Source organism: Tumebacillus lacus (genome assembly GCF_026410385.1).
Lineage (GTDB): Bacteria > Bacillota > Bacilli > Tumebacillales > Tumebacillaceae > Tumebacillus > Tumebacillus lacus.
In genome coordinates this window covers 22,657-40,105 of sequence record NZ_JAPMLT010000015.1, presented here as the reverse complement: position 1 = coordinate 40,105, position 17,449 = coordinate 22,657, and the positions used below count along the sequence as shown (strand labels likewise).

17 protein-coding genes are annotated in these 17,449 nt (G+C 59.1%); 5 read left to right on the top strand and 12 right to left on the bottom strand.

The window, feature by feature from the left end:
* Positions 1-3: 3 nt before the first annotated feature.
* Positions 4-870 (bottom strand): DUF4230 domain-containing protein, encoded by an 867-nt coding sequence (locus tag OS242_RS19135; RefSeq protein ID WP_267153306.1) that lies wholly within the window; start codon positions 868-870, stop codon positions 4-6.
* A 168-nt stretch (positions 871-1,038) separates the two neighbouring features.
* Here OS242_RS19135 and OS242_RS19130 point away from each other — a divergent pair, with 168 nt between their 5' ends.
* Positions 1,039-2,064 carry a DUF4003 family protein gene (locus OS242_RS19130; RefSeq protein WP_267153305.1) on the top strand — a complete coding sequence of 342 codons (1,026 nt, stop codon included), beginning with the start codon at positions 1,039-1,041 and terminating at the stop codon, positions 2,062-2,064.
* Positions 2,065-2,114: 50 nt separating this feature from the next.
* On the opposite strand, the gene tatC is transcribed toward OS242_RS19130, so the two are convergent.
* Genes tatC through mobA form a run of 7 tightly spaced genes read right to left on the bottom strand, consistent with a single transcriptional unit; the run spans position 2,115 to position 7,078 of the window.
* Positions 2,115-2,897 carry a twin-arginine translocase subunit TatC gene (gene tatC, locus OS242_RS19125; RefSeq protein WP_267153304.1) on the bottom strand — a complete coding sequence of 261 codons (783 nt, stop codon included), beginning with the start codon at positions 2,895-2,897 and terminating at the stop codon, positions 2,115-2,117.
* Positions 2,898-2,933: 36 nt separating this feature from the next.
* On the bottom strand, positions 2,934-3,134 hold the full coding sequence (locus OS242_RS19120) for a twin-arginine translocase TatA/TatE family subunit (protein ID WP_267153303.1): 201 nt from the start codon (positions 3,132-3,134) through the stop codon (positions 2,934-2,936).
* Positions 3,135-3,178: 44 nt separating this feature from the next.
* Complete coding sequence (gene mobB, locus OS242_RS19115) at positions 3,179-3,703, bottom strand: molybdopterin-guanine dinucleotide biosynthesis protein B (protein WP_267153302.1); 525 nt, start codon at positions 3,701-3,703, stop codon at positions 3,179-3,181.
* Complete coding sequence (locus OS242_RS19110) at positions 3,700-4,938, bottom strand: molybdopterin molybdotransferase MoeA (RefSeq protein ID WP_267153301.1); 1,239 nt, start codon at positions 4,936-4,938, stop codon at positions 3,700-3,702. Before OS242_RS19110 ends, mobB begins: the two co-directional genes overlap by 4 nt.
* On the bottom strand, positions 4,939-5,913 hold the full coding sequence (locus tag OS242_RS19105) for a molybdopterin-binding protein (protein WP_267153300.1): 975 nt from the start codon (positions 5,911-5,913) through the stop codon (positions 4,939-4,941).
* A 43-nt stretch (positions 5,914-5,956) separates the two neighbouring features.
* A complete protein-coding gene (locus OS242_RS19100) occupies positions 5,957-6,457 on the bottom strand; it encodes a hypothetical protein (protein WP_267153299.1) in 501 nt (166 codons plus the stop codon).
* A gap of 3 nt (positions 6,458-6,460) precedes the next feature.
* Positions 6,461-7,078, bottom strand: coding sequence for a molybdenum cofactor guanylyltransferase (gene mobA / locus OS242_RS19095; protein WP_267153298.1), 618 nt, complete (start codon positions 7,076-7,078; stop codon positions 6,461-6,463).
* Between the two features lie 159 nt (positions 7,079-7,237).
* Here mobA and OS242_RS19090 point away from each other — a divergent pair, with 159 nt between their 5' ends.
* Entirely contained in the window at positions 7,238-8,365 is a 1,128-nt protein-coding gene (locus OS242_RS19090) for a GGDEF domain-containing protein (protein ID WP_267153297.1), read from the top strand.
* Between the two features lie 125 nt (positions 8,366-8,490).
* Here the strand turns inward: OS242_RS19090 and OS242_RS19085 are convergent, their stop codons facing one another.
* On the bottom strand, positions 8,491-9,060 hold the full coding sequence (locus OS242_RS19085) for a 5-formyltetrahydrofolate cyclo-ligase (RefSeq protein WP_267153296.1): 570 nt from the start codon (positions 9,058-9,060) through the stop codon (positions 8,491-8,493).
* A gap of 57 nt (positions 9,061-9,117) precedes the next feature.
* A complete protein-coding gene (locus OS242_RS19080; RefSeq protein WP_267153295.1) occupies positions 9,118-9,990 on the bottom strand; it encodes a phosphatase PAP2 family protein in 873 nt (290 codons plus the stop codon).
* 154 nt (positions 9,991-10,144) lie between these two features.
* Between OS242_RS19080 and OS242_RS19075 the strand changes: the two genes are divergently transcribed.
* Together OS242_RS19075 and OS242_RS19070 are read left to right on the top strand one after the other, a co-directional pair.
* Positions 10,145-12,106 carry an ABC-F family ATP-binding cassette domain-containing protein gene (locus OS242_RS19075; protein ID WP_267153294.1) on the top strand — a complete coding sequence of 654 codons (1,962 nt, stop codon included), beginning with the start codon at positions 10,145-10,147 and terminating at the stop codon, positions 12,104-12,106.
* 219 nt (positions 12,107-12,325) lie between these two features.
* Entirely contained in the window at positions 12,326-13,801 is a 1,476-nt protein-coding gene (locus OS242_RS19070) for a methyl-accepting chemotaxis protein (protein WP_267153293.1), read from the top strand.
* Between the two features lie 47 nt (positions 13,802-13,848).
* Here the strand turns inward: OS242_RS19070 and OS242_RS19065 are convergent, their stop codons facing one another.
* Positions 13,849-15,522: a thiamine pyrophosphate-binding protein gene (locus OS242_RS19065; RefSeq protein WP_267153292.1), complete on the bottom strand. Its 1,674-nt coding sequence runs from the start codon at positions 15,520-15,522 to the stop codon at positions 13,849-13,851.
* A 96-nt stretch (positions 15,523-15,618) separates the two neighbouring features.
* Here OS242_RS19065 and OS242_RS19060 point away from each other — a divergent pair, with 96 nt between their 5' ends.
* Positions 15,619-15,948 (top strand): hypothetical protein, encoded by a 330-nt coding sequence (locus tag OS242_RS19060; protein ID WP_267153291.1) that lies wholly within the window; start codon positions 15,619-15,621, stop codon positions 15,946-15,948.
* Positions 15,949-16,064: 116 nt separating this feature from the next.
* On the opposite strand, the gene OS242_RS19055 is transcribed toward OS242_RS19060, so the two are convergent.
* Positions 16,065-17,309 (bottom strand): stalk domain-containing protein, encoded by a 1,245-nt coding sequence (locus OS242_RS19055; RefSeq protein ID WP_267153290.1) that lies wholly within the window; start codon positions 17,307-17,309, stop codon positions 16,065-16,067.
* Positions 17,310-17,449 lie beyond the last annotated feature (140 nt).

The window sequence follows — 17,449 nt, the reverse complement described above, 5'->3', positions numbered from 1 at the left end:
TTTCTATCTGAAGTTCACTTTCACCTGATATCCAAACTCCCGATACAGACTCCGCAGCACATTCTCCGCGTTTCGCTCCGCCGTTTCGAGCAGCCCGGAGGCGGACGCTTCCTTGCGAAGCCGTTCGATGACGCCGTGCTGCGCGAGGATGTCGATGCTCTCCTGCGCGTTCAACGAGGAGCGCAACAGCCCGTCGCTGGTGAACAATTTGACCTGCTCCATCTGGATCGATTCCTGCAGAAACGCCGCGTGCGGCAGGGTGATCTGGATCGTCTTGGTCCCGTGGTCGATGAGCAGATCGTCCTCGCCGACCTGTTGCAGATCGACGCCGGCCAGCATTTTCGCCGGGATCAGCATCAGATAGTGCCGCTTCGTGCCTGGCAGATCAATCGGAATCTCCATCCCGAGCAGTTTGTTGTCCTGTCCCTCCACCGTCGTCGTCACATACGCTTCGGCCGTCGCGAGCTGCGCGATGTCCTTGACGCCGGTGATAAACGTCGCCGCAGTCGGTCGCGCAAAGTAGGCCTGATACGTCGACCAGCCCCCAAATGAGAGCGAAGCCGCCACCAGCACCGTCACGAACAGCCGCGTGCGAAACGTGCGCCAACGTGTGTCAAGGGCCGAACTTTTGGTCAACTTCTCCTTGGCCATGCCCTCGCCTTGCAAAGCATTCTGGCCTTGCAGACCTTGCAGACCTTGCAGACCTTGCTCGCCTTGACGACCTTGCTCTCCTTGCAGGCCTTGCGCCCCTCGCGTTCCTTGCCCGCCTTCGAACATCGGCAGCGTCCGCGAGTCCAACGCCATCGTCGCCGACGTTTCCTCTTGTGCCTCTCGCATTTGTCGGATCACTTCTTCCCGTTCCGTCTTCATGCGGCATCCCTTCCTTACATCCATATCTTGTGAAACGAATTTTCATGTCTAGTTACCATAATTCTATCACGATCCCGACACTTGTACAGAAAAATCGTCAGTCATCGACGGTTTCCTTCGTTTCCAGTAAAATATAGGTGGGGTATACCGTATGGGGTGGTGAAAGCAATGATCGAGAGTGTAATTCGTAAATACCAAGAATTAAAAACACATCCCGACACCATGAACAAACTCACCGACAACAAGCGCCTGTTCCTGGCGACGATGATCGCCGGCATGAGCCCGGAACAGGAGAAGAGATATTGGGAGACGGCGGCCGAGATCGACCGCACCGCCTCCTCCGATTCGGAGCTGAAGCGGATGCGTCACATCGCCGCTGCGTTTTTGACGCGCGGCCGCTACTCTCCGAACCAAACGATCGGCATCTATCAGGAAGTGGAGCAGACGGTCAAGGAACACCGCCTCTCCCGCTTCCTGTCCTCGACGCAGGTGGTGATCACCGTGCTCCTCACCTTGCAACAGATGTCGTCCGACACCGGGATCGATCCCGACGACCGCGTGACCAGGCTGCTCGCTGTCTACCGCGAGTGGCGCAAACGGCATCGCTTCCTCACCTCCGGCCGCCTGCTGCCGTTGATGACGATCGCCGTCGGCCTCCATCCGAACAAGCGTCCCGCCGATCTGGTCGACGATGTCGAAAACGGCTACCGGCAGCTCGTCGGGCTCGGCATGCCGAAAACGGAAGACACCGTCCGCTTTGCCTGGGCCCTGCTGTGGAGCCGCCGCGAACCGGTCGAGGTGCAGCGGCTGCATGGATTGTGGCTTCAATCATTTAAAGAAAACAAATTCCTGAAAAGCGGCGTGATCAAACAAGCCCAGACCTTGAGCTTGCTCGGCATCGAGCCGGACCACGCCCTCGACGTGATCCTCTACCGCTTCCACCTGCTCAACCGCGACTCGCAGTTTCGCTGGCACTCACGGTATGCGTTGCTCCATCCGGCGGTGCAGTCCTTCCTGCGCGACTACCGCAACGAGCAGCAACACAGCGAGTTGCAACTGACGCTCTACGCCGAAGCCTCCCAGTACCAAGGCCTCGAAACGTTCGACCTGATCCTGCTCGAAGGCGCGCTCGCCGGCATCTCCTCCTCCGGCTTTGACAGCAGCGACGGCAGTGACGGGGGCGGCGGAGAATAAACGCAAAAAAAGACGAGTCCCGAGGGGCTCGTCCTTTTTTATGTTGCGTATTATTCCTGCTCCTCCGCCGCATAGCGGGCTTCCGCTTCGGCGAGGGATTGTTGACGTTTCTTCCAGCTCCATTTGGCGATCAGGATCGACACCTCATAGAGCACGAACATCGGAGCCGCGACGGAGAGATGCGAGATAAAGTCGGGCGGCGAAATCATCGACGCGATGACGATGATGCCAAAGTACGCGTATTTGCGCACCTTGATCAGCGTCTGCGGCGTGAGGATGCCGATGCGGGTCAAGAACATCACCGCGACCGGCATTTCAAAGATAAAGCCGAACGGGATGACGATGTTCGACATAAAACCAAAGTAGTTCGCCGCCGTGTATTGCAACGTGAACGTCTGGCTCCCGAGTTGGTACAAAAACTTGTACAAGAGCGGGAAGACGAAATAGTACCCGAACAGGATACCAAACACGAACATCCCGAGCACAAGCGGCAAAAAGCGCAACGCCATCTGCGCCTCGCGCTCCTCCAGCGCCGGACGGATGAACGCCCAGATCTGGAACAGAAGCACCGGCAGGGTAAATCCGAGCGCTGTCAGCCCCGCGACGGTGAAATACACGCGCAACACTTCGCCCGGCCCCAGCGCGACCAATCGGTCCATCTTCATATCCGGGAACAGCCGGGTGGCGTCGCTCACGAGAAACTCGTAGATCGGCTGCACCCAGATGAAGGTGACAGCCAAGAACACGATAAAGACGACCAGCGTCCAGATGATCCGCTTGCGCAGTTCGGCGAGATGTGAGACTAAATGTTGATCTTGGGTCTGCTCGCTCAAAGGCTGCACTCCTCTCTGGCTCCGTGCAAATCTCGATTACTGTTTGTCAGCGGATGCCAGAGCGGGCTTTTCCTTCTTGTCTTCGTCGTCGTCAGCCAGACCTTTGGTCGCCGATTTGAATTCTTTCAACGTGCGGCCAAACGCGCGGCCGACCTCCGGCAGTTTGTTCGGACCAAATACGATCAGAGCGATGATCAAGATGAGGATCAAGCCCGGAAAACCGATATTGGACAGCATGTGTATTCCTCCCGATAGTCGATAGTCGATATACAAGGAACCGCTCAACGCTTGCCGAGCACCTGCTCCTTGATCAATTGAACGAATGAATCGATGTCTTCTCTATCATACACCTGCCGCCCATCGTCTGCAATTGAAGAGCCTTTACAATCGGCGGCGTACGCGAGAACGTTCGTGATTCGTTCAATTTTCTCGGGACCGAGCAGGACGATCTTGGGCAGATCGGACCTTTTCCAGCCTTCGACGAGGATCAGGTCCAGCCCGTGCTCGGGAGCGGACAGCAGATCGAGCCACGTCTCCAACTCCGGCTCCGGCTGTCCTTGCTCGCCGTAGAACATTCCCAGCACCGCCTTCGTACGGGAGGCGAGCAACGTCACAGCCGCTCCGGCCTCGCGATGTTGCTGCGAGTCGGTGCCGGGTCGGTCGTATTCGAAGTCGTGGCCGCCGTCGTGCTTGCACGTGCCGACGCGGCAGCCCTCCTGCTGGAAAGCGGCGACGAGGCGGGCGACCAGCGTGGTCTTGCCCGTATTTTTATAGCCGACCACCGCCACGGCGGGCACGCGGCTCATCGCGAGAACTCCGGCAACAGATACACGTCGACCAACTGCCCCTGTCCCGGTTCCTGATGGGCCGGGATGCGCACCAGTCCCTGCACGCCGAGCAGCGAGGTGAGGATGCCCGCCTTTTGCCCTTTGCCTGGCACCGATACGGTGACGACCCCGTCTTTGACCCCTACATACGCCCGCAAGAATCGGTCGAGGCCGATCGGACGTGCTTCGATCTGCGAGTCGAGCACCGCCCGAAGCGGCCGATGCAAAGGCTCGGGATCGCCCGCCAGCTTATTCAAGAGCGGGACGACGAGCAGCACGTAATTGACAAATGCCGCAGCCGGATTGCCCGACAGCCCGACCATCGGCGTCCCGCCGATCCCGGCAAACGTGACCGGCGTGCCCGGGCGGATCTTCACTTTCCAGAAATACAGTTCCCCGCCCGCCTGCACATACGCCTCGCGCATCAAGTCATAGTCGCCGACCGACACCCCGCCGGTGGTGAGCACGAGGTCGCACTCCTCGGCCGCCCGCCGCACGGTATCCGCCGTGCCGGCGAGATCGTCGCCGACCTGCCCGTACAGCACCGGCTCACAGCCGCTGTCCCGCACGAGCGCGGCCAGCATCGGTCCGTTGCTGTCGTAGATCTGGCCGGGATCGAGCGTCGATCCGAGCGGCCGCACCTCTTCGCCGGACACGAGGATCCCCACGCGGGGACGGCGGTAGACGGAGACGGTGCCTTCGCCGTTTGTCGCCAGCACCGCTGTCTCCGCTGCGCCGATGCGCACTCCCGGCGTGAGCAGCAACGTGCCCGCAGGCGCGTCCTCGCCTTGGACGGAGATCGCTTCGCCGCGCGGGACGGCGAGCATCACTTTGACCCGCCCGCCGTCCGCATCGCGCTCCGTGCCTTCCAATCGCACAACCGCATCGGCACCGACCGGGATCGGTGCTCCCGTCATGATCCGAACGGCCTGTCCGGGACCGACGACCCGCTCCGGGACGCGTCCCGCGCCGACCTCCTCGATCACATCCAGCCAGACCGGCGCATCGGGGGCCGCTCCCGCCACATCGTCTGCCAGCACCGCATACCCGTCCAACGCAGAACGGTCGAACGGCGGAAATGCCATCTTGCTTTGCACGGGCGACGCGAGCCGCCGACCGTACGCGTCGTGCAACGCCACCAGCTCCGTGCCAAGCGTTGTCGTCCGTGCCCCGATCTCCTCCCACGCTTCTTCCAGCGAGAGAAACAGCCTCATCTAGATCAGACCTCCATGACCGAGCTCCGCGATCTCGATCCGAGTCACTTTTTCCCCGGCCAACACGCGCGGCAGGAGCACGTCAAACGACGTGAACGGATCAAAGATCACGCAGCCCGGCAGCCCGAAGATCGGCATGCCCTCGCGATAGGCCAGCATCATCATCGAGCCTGGCAACATCGGGATGCCGTACGACACCACCTCATCCGCCACGCGGCGGATCGCCCCCGGCGTGCGGTCATCCGGGTCGACCGACATGCCGCCGGTGCAGATCACCATGTCCGCCCCCTGCGCTTGAAAATCGAGCACCGCGTTTTGAATGTCTTCCATCAGATCGCCGACGATCTTCTGCTCGATCACCTCCGAGCCGAAATGAGCCAGTTTCGCCCGCACGACCGGGCCAAATTTATCCTCGATCCGCCCTTTCAGCACTTCCGAGCCGGTGGTGACGATGCCGACGCGGAGCTTGCGAAACGGTTTCACGGTAAACACGTTACTTTCCCGGGAAATTTTTTCGACATCCGCGACTTTTTCTTCGGCGATCGTCAGCGGGATGGCACGCAGTCCCGCGATCTTGTCACCCGGCTCCAGGACGGTGTTGTTTTCCTTCGCCACGACGGCGATCTCGTCGATCATGTTGATGCGCAGCAGTCGCTCTTTGTCGATTTTTAACAGCCCTTGCACCGACGACTTCAGCACCACTTTGCCTTCGTGCGGCTCGTCGTACGTCATGTGTTCGCCCGCGAGCACGCCCGCCATGCGCAGAGCCGCGTCGTTTTCGTGCAGTTCGCCCTCTTCCAACTCCAGCACGTAGATGTGCTCTTTGCCGATGTTGAGCAGGCCTGGAATGTCTGCCTCGGTGATCACATGACCTTTCGTAAACGCGCGACCTTTAAATTCCCCCGGCACGATCCTCGTCAGATCATGCGCGAGCCGCATGCCAATCGCTTCTTCCACCCGGACTTCCTTTTTCATCTTCTCTGGCCTCCTCTGTCTGGTGATTGCCTCTTACTGCCTCTTACTGGATCATCGGCAGTTCTTCCGGCCCTTTTGCCGGAAATTCGACCATCATCTCTTCGCGGTCTTCCGTGATGTAAAACCGGCAACCGACCTTCTCCTGCATCCAGACCAGACCGTCACGCGGCACGTCAAAGCCGTCGCAGTAGATCTGGTGGTCGTCGAGGATCGACTCCGGGTCGTCTTTTTTCAAATAGATCTTGAACTGCTTTTCGGTCATCGCGTCTTCGAGGATGTAAAAGACAAAGAGGTCCGCGTGCTCCTCCAGCGCGTGCTTGGCATACTCGCCAAACGTGCGGACATAGTCCGCGCTCGGGTCTTCCACCGGGATCGCGTACTCCTGCCCGTTTTCGGTCACCGCCGCGAATTGCTCGATAAACGCCTCGCGACCTGCCGCGTCATCCGCCCGCTCCGCGCCGATTCGCACGCGAAACTCCCATTCAAACGCAGCCGCCGCTTTGCGGTCGCCGCCATAACCCAGTGCCAACAGATAGGGTTCCATCTATCAAAAACCTTCTTTCTTCCATAGAATGCACGCCTCGCGATAGTCATCCGGCGTGTTCACATTTGCAAAGGGCGACGGGGCATGTCGTTCCCACTCGGTCGCCTCCACATACTTCGTCCGCACGGCCTCTAAAAAACGGCGCATGCGGTTTTCTTCGTTTTGCAAAAGCGCCGCTGCGATCTCCCGTACGTCCGCCCGGTACACCGCGCAGACCGGGTGGATCTTGTCCGAGAGACGCGGCACCGCTGCCTGCACCTTTGCGTCGAGCATCAGTTCCCGCTCCAGATCCTGCAACACCTCACCGCGCAAAAACGGCAGGTCGCAGCCGACCAGACAGACCGCCTCTTCCTCACGCAGAGCGGGAAACCCCGCGCTCAAACCCGCGTGCAGCCCCGCCAACGGACCTTGTCCGGCATAGACGTCCCGCACGGTGCGCAGCCCGCTCTCCCGGAGCCGCCGCTCGTCGTCGGGGTCGTTTGCGACCACCACCACATCCTCGCAGACCGCAGTGAGCAGCCGGTGGAGATGGAGGATCATCGGTTGACCGCCCCATTCCAGCCACGCCTTTTTTTGTCCCATGCGACGGGACAGACCACCGGCAGTTAAAATTCCTTTCATATGTATCAAGTCCTCACATCTTATCATCGGGCTTACACTTTTTCAATTTTGAAATAATACTCCAAGACAGGACTGTTGTTCGGCGCTGGAGATGTGATACACTACTATCATCACTCGATTTCTTTGAAATTGCAAACCCGTCTGGAAGGAGCGGTTGCTGTGTCGTTCCTCTTTCGTTTTCTGACGCATTATGAGGCGTCCTTGATCACTGTGCGATTCTTCCTGGCGACATTGCTGCCGTTGTTTGCGTGGCAGCCGGATACACGTGCCTTTGACCCATATGTGATGTCCGCGTTTTGGTACTACCTCTCCACGTCCCTCGTGCTGATCGCGCTGTTTCAACGCTCCGAGTGGCGATGGAAGGTCTGGAACCTGTTCATGATGCTCGACGTGGCGGTGATCTCCGCTCTGCTCTGGTTGCAGAGCGGAGTCGCGAGCGATCTGTACTTCTATTACTTCCTCTCGATGACGATGAGCGCCTATCTGTTCAAATTTGGCCGTTCCGTGCTCACTGTGTTGTCGATTGACGCCCTGTACGGTGCGATCCTGTTCTTGGCACCGGGAGCGGCGGAACTGCGCGATGTGGTGTTGAGACTGAGCGTCTTTACGTTGACCTCGTTGGCGTTTCCTTTGCTTTCCTTGATGGAAAACCTGCGCCAGAACGAGTCGAGCCGGCTCTTGCAGGAAAAAGAGCAGCTGATCTCCGAGATGGAGCAGATCAACCGCCAAGTGGCGGAGTATGCGTTTGACCTGCACACCCTCGCCGTCACCGACCAACTGACCGGCCTGCACAACCACACGTACCTGCACAGCCGGATCATCATCGAAGTGGAAAAGTCCAAGCAGACCGGCAAAGACCTGTCCTTGATGCTGCTCGACATCGACAATTTCAAGCGGGTCAACGACACGTACGGCCATCTGATCGGCGACGAGGTGTTGATGGCGATCTCCAAGCGCCTGTCCGATCTGTTGCGCGGCACCTACCACGTCCCCTGCCGAGCCGGGGGGGAGGAGCTGGCGATCTTGATGCCGGACACCGACCTCGACGAAGCGTACGAACTGGCCGACTACCTGCGCCGCGAGATCGCCAAAGTCGCCGTCCCGCTGCAAAATCAGGACCACCTGCGCGTATCCGTCTCTGTCGGCGTCGCCTCGTTCCCGTCGCAGTGCGGCAACCACCAACAGCTGATCGACTGCGCCGACCAAGCGATGTACATCGCCAAGAGCACCGGCAAGAACAGAACCTGCCGATATAATGCGGCGTTGACAGAAGATCATTGCGGATGATATTGGCCTGCCCGGTTACGAAGGGGCAGGCTTTTCTTTGTAAATCATGCGAACCAAAGACCGTTCATGCGATTCTCTCTGGCTCCGCAAGATTCGATTCCTGTCTCTCAAGTCGGGCCTTGTTCTTAATCTCGCCTCCAAACCCCCGTCTCCGTCACCAATGCATCCAAGATCGTATCATGCTCCTCCATCGGCACCGCCTCGATCACCTGCACCTCATACGCCACCGCGATCTTGTTCGCGTCCGGGCGCAGGCGCGGCAGAAATCGGTCATAGTAGCCGCCGCCGTACCCGAGCCGCCCCCCTTTTCGGTCAAATCCCACACCCGGCAAGATCACCGCGTCGATCGCCTCGACGCCGACCACCCGATCCTCCCGCATCTTCGGCTCGCGGATGCCGTATGCGCCGACGTCGTACTCTCCCGCCGCCTCGATTCGCACCGGGATCAGCCGCCGTTCGTCGACCACCGTCACCGGGGCGCACACCGTCTTGCCCTGCGCGATCCCCCAGCGGATCATTCCCTCGCTGCTCACTTCCCCGCGAAAATCGAGATACAAGAGCAGCACCTTTGCCTCCTGCACCTCCGGCATCGCCGTCAACTGCCGCAGGATCGCCTCCTCATACTCCCGCCGTTGCACCTCCGTCAACGCCTTTCGCTTCGCCAACAGTTCCTGCCGCATCGCTTTCTTGTCCACTCCGACACTCCCCTTCCTGTTGCTCCCAGTATAAAACAAAATCCACCCCGACCAAAGTCAGGATGGATGCTGAGTCCCTTTCCCCGGATACCAGCCCACTTTCACAAACAGCCACGGTGCCACCCACGCGCCCCAGAATCCGATGATCACATAGCGGAGCATGTCAAACGGCGCTTCCTCCGGCAGCACAGACTTCAGCAGCGCACGCAGCAGAAACACCCCGCCCACACCGACCAGCACCGGCAGGATGCGTCGCGTCCACCGCTTGGCCAGACGCATCCCGACCGTCTCTTTCTCGATCAGATAGGCCACGCCAAACCCGATCAAAAACCCGACCATCTTGCGCCCGTCCGGCTCTTGATACACCAGCAACAGCCCGAGCGGCACCAACACCGCTCCCGCCACCATCACCCAAAGCGGCAGTCCGCGCGCTTTCTGCCAAGCATCCACCCACACAAACGCAGACACCGCCAAGAGCCCGAACACCAGCCCGCCGAGCACGTCAATCGGCCAATGCACCCCGAGGTACATCCGCGACAACATGATCAGCAGCACCAACACCGCCGCACACACAGTAAACCACCCGCGCTTGACCTGCGTCGCCAAATAAAACCAAAACGTCGCCGATCCTTGCGAATGCCCGCTCGGGAACGAATACCCCGGAGCCGATTCCACGTACAGATTGCGAATGCCCTCGACCCCAATCGGCCGCGGCGTGGCAAAAAACCATTTCATCGCCTCATTGGCAAACGTCGAAAACGCCAGCACCATGCCAAGGCGCACCCCGACCTGCTTGTGCACGCCGAGGAAGATCAGCGGCACGACCGCCATGTAAAACTCCTCATCCCCGATGAACGACAAGGCGATAAACATCATGTCCAAAAAACCATTGGCAAAACTCTGGATAAACAGCAAGAGATCCATTTGCATGGAGTCTGTTCCTCCTCGTTGCTCAACATTACGCTCTTTCATCTATATGAACGAACGGACAAGTTGACGACCAAAGAATGTAAAAGTTTGCCGAACCTCCTCCCCCTCATGTAAACTAGGGGAAACAATTGCAGGAATTAGGTGACACGAAAACATGATCCTCGTAAACGCGACCGACATAAAAAAAGCATACGGCACCGACGTCATCCTCGACGGCGCGACGCTGGTGGTCCAAGACCGCGAGCGGGTCGGCCTGATCGGGATCAACGGCGCAGGCAAATCGACCCTGCTGAAAATCATCGCCGGGGAGATCACGCCCGACTCCGGCTCTGTCCATATTTCCAAAGAGACCAGCGTCGGCTATCTCGCGCAGACGTCGAAGATCGACTCCGAGCGCACGATCTGGGACGAGATGATCTCCGTCTACGAAAACGTCCGCCGGATCGAGCAGAAGATGCGCGACCTCGAAACGCGCATGGCCGAGCCGTCCGTCTATGAAAATGAAGCCCTCTTCACCCAGCTCTCCGAAGAGTACGCGCGACACCAGCAGGACTTTACCGACCGCGAAGGCTTTGCCATCGAAGCGAAAGTTCGCTCGCTGCTGCACGGGCTTGATTTCCCGGAAGCGATGCACAGCCGCACCGTCAACTCGCTCTCCGGCGGCCAAAAGACCCGCCTCGGCCTTGGTAAACTGCTGCTCACCCAGCCGGATCTCCTGATCCTCGACGAGCCGACCAACTACCTCGACATCCGCACTGTGACCTGGCTCGAAGGCTATTTAAAGTCCTATCCGGGCGCCGTTCTGCTCGTCTCCCATGACCGCTATTTCCTTGACTCGCTGATCAACGTGATCTTTGAGATGGATCGTGGCAAAACGAAGCGCTGGCGGGGCAACTACTCCGAATTTTTGGAGCAAAAGGCGGCCGACCTCGAACAGCAGACCAAACGCTACGAACAGCAGCAGTCGGAGATCGCCAAAATGGAAGACTTCATCCGCCGCAACATCGTGCGCGCCACCACTACCAAGCGCGCTCAGAGCCGCCGCAAGATGCTGGAGAAGATCGAGCGCATCGACCGCCCGATCCTCTCGCAGGAGCAGGCCCATTTCTCCTTCAACATCGAAAAGCAGTCCGGCCATGAAGTGTTGCAGGTGCAGGACGTCTCGCTCGGCTATCCGGGCAAAAAGCTGGCCGAGCATGTCGACCTCAACCTCTACCGGGGCGAGCGCGTCGCCTTGATCGGCCCGAACGGCATCGGCAAAACGACGCTGCTCAAAGCGATCACCGGTCGCAACCAGCCGCTGGACGGTCGGATCAAACTCGGCACGCACGTCTCCGTCGGTTACTACACGCAGGAGCAGGAAGACCTCAACTTGGCGAAAAACGTGCTCGACGAAGTCTGGGATCAGTATCGCCATCTGGAGCAGACCCGCGTGCGCACCGTGCTCGGCAACTTCCTCTTCTCCGGCGACGACGTGATGAAGCCGGTCTCCGCCCTCTCCGGCGGTGAAAAAGCCCGCGTCGCGCTGGCGAAACTGATGCTGCAAAACGCTAACCTGCTCATCCTCGACGAGCCGACCAACCATCTCGATCTGCTTTCCAAAGAAGTATTGGAAAATGCACTCGAAGATTATCCGGGCACGCTGTTCTTCATCTCCCATGACCGCTACTTCCTGAACCGACTCGCCACGCGGATCATCGAGATGACGGCAGACGGCGTCACGTCCTACATGGGCAACTACGACGACTACATCGAGAAATTGGAAGAGATCGAAGCGGAAAAACGCGCCGCCGAAGCGAACGCACCCGCCTCCGCCGCAAAAGCGACCGCCAAATCGGACACCCCGACCGGCGACGCGGGCCTGCGCCGCCAGCAAGAGAAAGAGCGCCAACGCATCGAACGCCGCCGCCTCGACCGCCTGAACAAAGTCGAGACGCGCATCAACGAGCTCGAAGAGATCATCTCCCGCGTCGAAGCGGAACTCTGCGAGCCGGACGTCTTCTCCAACCACGAACTCGCCGCTCAAAAAACGGACGAGGTCGCCGCCGCCAAGACGGAGCTCGAAGCCCTGATGGAAGAATGGGCCGAGTTGGAAGCGGCTGGAGAGGAAGAGTAAGCCCTTAACTAAATGCCAAACTGAGTAAGCCCTCTGTCACGTGACAGAGGGCTTCTTTTAGCACTTTAACAATATTGACAACACTCGATCTGGTGCGCTTTGCCGCGATAATGCGACCTCTTGCCCGCCAGTGGCCGTCAAATCGCCTATTGCACCATTTGAAACGTTTTAAATAATCCATTATCTTTGATCCAACACTATCTTTTGGAGGAATCTCCTATGGAACGCCTGACAGTCCTGCATCAAAGAAATCGTCTTCTGCTCACAATCTGTTGGTTCCTCTTTTTCTTGGGATTGGGCTCTTACTTCCTGCTCGATTCTTATCTCTCCACCATCCTCAAATTTGTGGCGGCCGCCGGCACGACCCTGCTGATCGCTCAAATCTTGCATGTGCGAAACTCTTGGCCGAAGTTTAACTCCTACCTGATCCTGATCGGGATGAGCATCTCGAACATCAGCGTGATCGAACATGCTCCCAGTGTCGTGGTGTGCATGTTGTTGTACATGTGCTTGGTGGCAGCTTCCTTATACGACGACTACCGCCCGGTCGTGATGCAAGGCCTGATCGGGACAGGCTATCTCTTTTGGCTGTTCTTCATGCATCGCGAAGAAATGTTCGTCGGGGACGAAGCGGTCTTCCAATTCGTCTTGATGGTGCAATTTTACCTGTACATCGTCGCCATGCTGCTCGTACGCGCCTCTCTGTCGCGCAAGAGCCAGCTGGAACTCGAACGCCAGCGCCTCGACGCATTGGCGTCCCAATCGAAGGCAGAGTCTGTTCTCGAACAGATCCTGCTGGCGACGGAAAATCTGCAACGCTTCAACCGCGAACAACGGGAAAATGCGGCGATGACCGGCGAACTGTCGACCGAGTTGACCGTCTCCTTTACCGAGATGGCATCCGGCCTCTCCCACCAGACGCACAACGTCACCGGTATCTCCGAGCAGGTGCAGGTCGTCGATGACAGCATCCAGTCGGTCGCCCGTTCCTCCTCGCAGGTGCGGGAGATCTCCGGCGAAAACGCGCAAGTCACCGCGCAAGGCTCCCGCGAGATCGAGACGATGACAAATGCGATGGACATCGTGAACACCGGCATCGGCCAGACGGCCGCCTTGATCCGGGAGCTGAACGAACAGACCCGGCAGATCGGCGAGATCCTCGATTCGATCACCGCCATCGCCGGTCAGACCAACCTGCTCGCGCTCAACGCCGCCATCGAAGCGGCCCGCGCCGGGGAGCATGGGCGCGGATTTGCGGTGGTCGCCGACGAAGTGCGGAAACTGGCGGAGAACTCCAGCCGCTCCGCCGAGCATGTCGCGACGATCCTGAGCGACATCCAAGTCAAATCCGAACAGGTCGCCCGCCAGATCGGCAGCGGCCAGACGGCGATGCAACAGTCGTTGGCGGTCGTCGACCGCGTGCGTGACGTCTTCGACCGCTTCGCCCGCAACACCGACTCGGTCGTCCGCCACGCAGGCGATCTGGACGCGCTCGTCCACCATCTCCAGTCTGCCTCCCGCCACATCGTGGAAGAGACGACGTCCGTCTCCGCCATCTCCCAGCAAGCGACCGCCGCCATCGAGCAAGTGCTCGGCAACGTGGAAGCCCAAGGCGAACGTGTAGCGCAGATGGTCGACGCCTTTGCCGAACTGGATGACCTGACGAACCGCCTGAAAGAATTGGCAGATGAATAGTTCCAGCAGAAAAACGCCGTCCATGACATGGACGGCGTTTCCTAAAATTACGCTTCCTTCGGCTCCGTGACCGGGAACACCACCGCGTCGGTCGACACATCGACCAGCACGGGACCTGGCAGGGAGAACGCTTGCGAGAGGATCTGGTCGAGCTCCGAGGAGTCGGTGACTTTAAACCCGGCCAGTCCGCAGGCTTCGGCGATCTTGACAAAATCGGGGTTGGTCAACTCCGACCCGATCCGGCTGTGACGGCCGACGATCTGGCGGTCGGTTTCCATCTGGAGTTGGCCGTTGTTGACGATGACCAATTTCACCGGCAGATCGTATCTGGCCGCCGTCGAGAGATCGGCCAGCGACATGCCGAGGCAGCCGTCGCCGATCAGCGCGACCACTTGTCGCTTTGGCTGAGCCAGTTGGGCGGCCATCGCGGCGGGCAGCGCAAAGCCCATCGAGCGCCATTGCCCGGAGAACAGCACGTCCTGCTCCGGCTGCGCTTGGAAGATGCGGTTGAACCAGACCGTGTGATCCCCCGTGTCCACGCAGATCACCGCATCCTGTGCCGCCGCTCGTTGCAACCCGCGCACGAGGCGGGCCGGATGCACCGGAGAGCCTTCTGTCGACGCTTCGCTCTCAACGGTCGCGTTCCATTGCTGGCGGGCTTGCCGGACCTCTTGCAGCCATTGCGGGTCGGGCTTGTGACCTTGCAGGTTCTGCACCAGCGCCGGGAGTACCTTTTCCGTCGAGCCGATCACGCCGAGTTCCACTTGGAATGCGGAGCCGATGTTGGCCCCCTGCACGTCGATCTGTACGATGCGGGTGTTTTCCGGCACATACCCTTCCGGCCACCACATGTCTCCGGCGAGGAGGACGACGTCCGCTTTTTTCAATACGTGCGACGCCTGCGGGCTGCCCGCTTTGCCAAGGCCGCCGAGGAGGTTTGGGTAGCTCTCGTCGACCGTGCCCCGCGCGCCCATCGAGAGGATCAGCCCGGCCCCGAGCGCGTCGCACAGCGCGGTGAGGTGCGCGGCGGCAGGCTTGCTGCCGACGCCTGCGACGACGACCGGCCGCTGCGCCTGTTTCAAGATCGCAACCGCCTGCTCGATCTCCGTCGGGTCCACCTGCATCTCGCCGGCGATCAACTGCGGCGACGTGCGCACCGGCTTCGTCTGCTGCATGGCAAACAGGTCTTTGGGCACCGAGATGTGCGTCACCTTGCTCCACTGCAACGCCGTCTGAATCGCCTTCGCAAACAGATCGACCGTCGCTTGCGGCGACGACAGTTGGGCGGAGTAGGCGGCGAGGGGCTGAATCAACACTTGCTGGTCGATGTATTGTTTCGCGTCTGTGCCGATCTTGTTTGTCGGCACTTGGCCGGTGATGGCGAGCACCGGAGCTTTGTCCATATAGGCGTCGCCAAGGCCGTTGAGCAGATTGGCGATGCCAGGGCCGGACTGGGCGAGACAGACGCCGAGGCGGCGCGTGAGCTTTGCTTCAGCGGAGGCCATGAAGGCGGCGGTGGACTCGTGTTTGACGGCGATGAACTCGATTTGTTTGGAGCGGTCAATGGCGTCCATCAGATCCAAAAACGTATCGCCGAGCACCCCGTAGATCCGCTGCACCCCGTAGGCGGCCAGTTGCTCGACAATCGTGTCGGCGACGGTGGAAATTTGATTAACAGGCAATTTATGGGTTTGACTTTGGTTCTTTGTGTCCTGTACCATTTAGGTACACACGCCCTTTCATTCGAAATTTATCAGGGTTAGCGTGTCCCGAACCAGGTCTTCCATACCATTTATAACCGGAGAGGCGAGAGAGACATGATAAAATCACTTCGCGACACGATAAGCCAGGTCGAGTCGAAGATCTTGCCTGTCAACCAAGTCGAACATCGCTTCCGCTTGGAACACCTGACCTTCACCATGAACGGCATTTCCCTTCACGCCGCCCTGCTGACCAGCAACGGCCAAGACTTTAGCATCCAAGGGCTCTACTCCTACAGCGAAAAGAAATTCACCGAATGGATCTTAGTCGACCACCTCGGCTCCGAATACCAAGTCGTCGGCATCGTCTCGAAGACACTGTTCTACTTCGCTCGCCGCTCGACGATCGTCATCTTAGAAGCGCTTGGCTATGAAGTGATGGAATAGGAAAAACGGCAGCCTCTCTGTTGAGGGGCTGCCGTTTTTTCTTATCATTCCGCCGTCATCCGAGGACAAATGCAACAAAACGCAGTCTCACAGAGACTGCGTTTCGTGTTTGATTCCTATTTCCCCATCAGCAACTGCTTTTCCACGCCTTGCATGAACGGGTCGTCGAACAGTTTCAAGATCCAGAATCCGACGCCGTCCAAGTTATGCCGCTTCGCCAGTCCGATCTTCTGCCCCACCGTTTCCGGGGTTTCGCTGAAGGCGGAGATGCCGAGAAGGAGTTTTTGCGGAGCGACTTCGGCGGTCGCCAGTTCGATCGCTTCGTTGATGCGGTCGAGCGGTTGCGGGAGTTTGTCGTCGATGTAGGAGTAGGCCATCACGAACAGGTGGTCTGCGTGGGCCGCGATCGCTCTGTAGTCGTAGCCTCGGTAGGCCCCGTTCAGCGGCGAGACGACGACGGTCAGTTTGCGGTCGTGTTCGTGCAGGGCCTCGGCGACACGCTCAACGAACGCGGCGTATTGGACCTGCACCGCTTCGATGTCATCGCCGTACCTGCCGAGCGTTTCGAAGTCGAGCACCGCGCTCTCGATGCCCTCGCTCAACAGTTTGGCCGTCAAAGTATGGATAAACTGCTCCTGCAACTGTTTATCTTCCAACAAGCGCGTCAATTCTCCCGACGCATTTTCCGAAAAGACCATCAGCGAGGTGCCGACTTTGGCTTCGCGGACTTCGCGCAGAAGATCGGCGGCCCCTTCCTGCGGCCATTGGTATTCGCTTTCGTCGAACACCAGATCCCCCGTTGCGTTCAGGCGCGACCAAGTGAAGGACGCTTCATCAAATTTCGGCAGGTAGCCGCGCTTGTCATACGAGCCGAGGCCGTAGAAGACCAATGTGTTCAGATCTCGCGGCTGCGAGGCGATCTCCACCGTGGCGTTGGCCGCGTCCCACGAGACTTTGGCACCGACCGATTCGCTCAAAAAGCGGGCCGGGACAAAGGTGCGGTCTTGCAGGATCATCGGCGGCACATCCAGTGCGACCGGCTGACCGTTGACGGTGGCGGTGTGTCGGCCGATCTGCATGCGGATGTCCATCTGTCCGTTGGCCGCGTGCACGGTGTCTGTCCCCGCGTCAAATCCGACCGTCAGACCGAGCGACTCGGCGAGGGCTCGGAACGGTACGAGGGTGCGTCCTTCATAAATCAACGGTTCCGGGTTCACCTGCAACGGGTACCCGTCCAATTCTATTTTCACGCGGGGCGAGGGCGTTGTGGTGTCTGTCACGCCCAGTGCAGATGCCGGTTCGGCGATGAGCGCCAACAGAAGGGCAACGGCGGTTGTCAGGCTGGCAAAGGATCGTTTCACTCTGCAACTCTCCCAATCTCAGAATAGTAGATTTATAACCTTCCTATATCTTACCATACAAATTTATGAGACAAGATGAAGATCCCATGACAAAAAAATAAGAAAACCCCGAATCAGATCGGGGTTTGTCGTCGTTTTGC

Bases quoted from the DNA above. Each gene is read 5' to 3' on its own strand.
- mobB (WP_267153302.1), bottom strand. From the start codon at position 3,703: ATGAGCCGCGTGCCCGCCGTGGCGGTGGTCGGCTATAAAAATACGGGC.
- OS242_RS19105 (WP_267153300.1), bottom strand. From the start codon at position 5,913: ATGAAAAAGGAAGTCCGGGTGGAAGAAGCGATTGGCATGCGGCTCGCG.
- mobA (WP_267153298.1), bottom strand. From the start codon at position 7,078: ATGAAAGGAATTTTAACTGCCGGTGGTCTGTCCCGTCGCATGGGACAA.
- OS242_RS19120 (WP_267153303.1), bottom strand. From the start codon at position 3,134: ATGCTGTCCAATATCGGTTTTCCGGGCTTGATCCTCATCTTGATCATC.
- OS242_RS19135 (WP_267153306.1), bottom strand. From the start codon at position 870: ATGAAGACGGAACGGGAAGAAGTGATCCGACAAATGCGAGAGGCACAA.
- OS242_RS19060 (WP_267153291.1), top strand. From the start codon at position 15,619: ATGATAAAATCACTTCGCGACACGATAAGCCAGGTCGAGTCGAAGATC.
- OS242_RS19130 (WP_267153305.1), top strand. From the start codon at position 1,039: ATGATCGAGAGTGTAATTCGTAAATACCAAGAATTAAAAACACATCCC.
- OS242_RS19065 (WP_267153292.1), bottom strand. From the start codon at position 15,522: ATGGTACAGGACACAAAGAACCAAAGTCAAACCCATAAATTGCCTGTT.
- OS242_RS19100 (WP_267153299.1), bottom strand. From the start codon at position 6,457: ATGGAACCCTATCTGTTGGCACTGGGTTATGGCGGCGACCGCAAAGCG.
- OS242_RS19080 (WP_267153295.1), bottom strand. From the start codon at position 9,990: ATGCAAATGGATCTCTTGCTGTTTATCCAGAGTTTTGCCAATGGTTTT.
- OS242_RS19070 (WP_267153293.1), top strand. From the start codon at position 12,326: ATGGAACGCCTGACAGTCCTGCATCAAAGAAATCGTCTTCTGCTCACA.
- OS242_RS19075 (WP_267153294.1), top strand. From the start codon at position 10,145: ATGATCCTCGTAAACGCGACCGACATAAAAAAAGCATACGGCACCGAC.
- OS242_RS19110 (WP_267153301.1), bottom strand. From the start codon at position 4,938: ATGAGGCTGTTTCTCTCGCTGGAAGAAGCGTGGGAGGAGATCGGGGCA.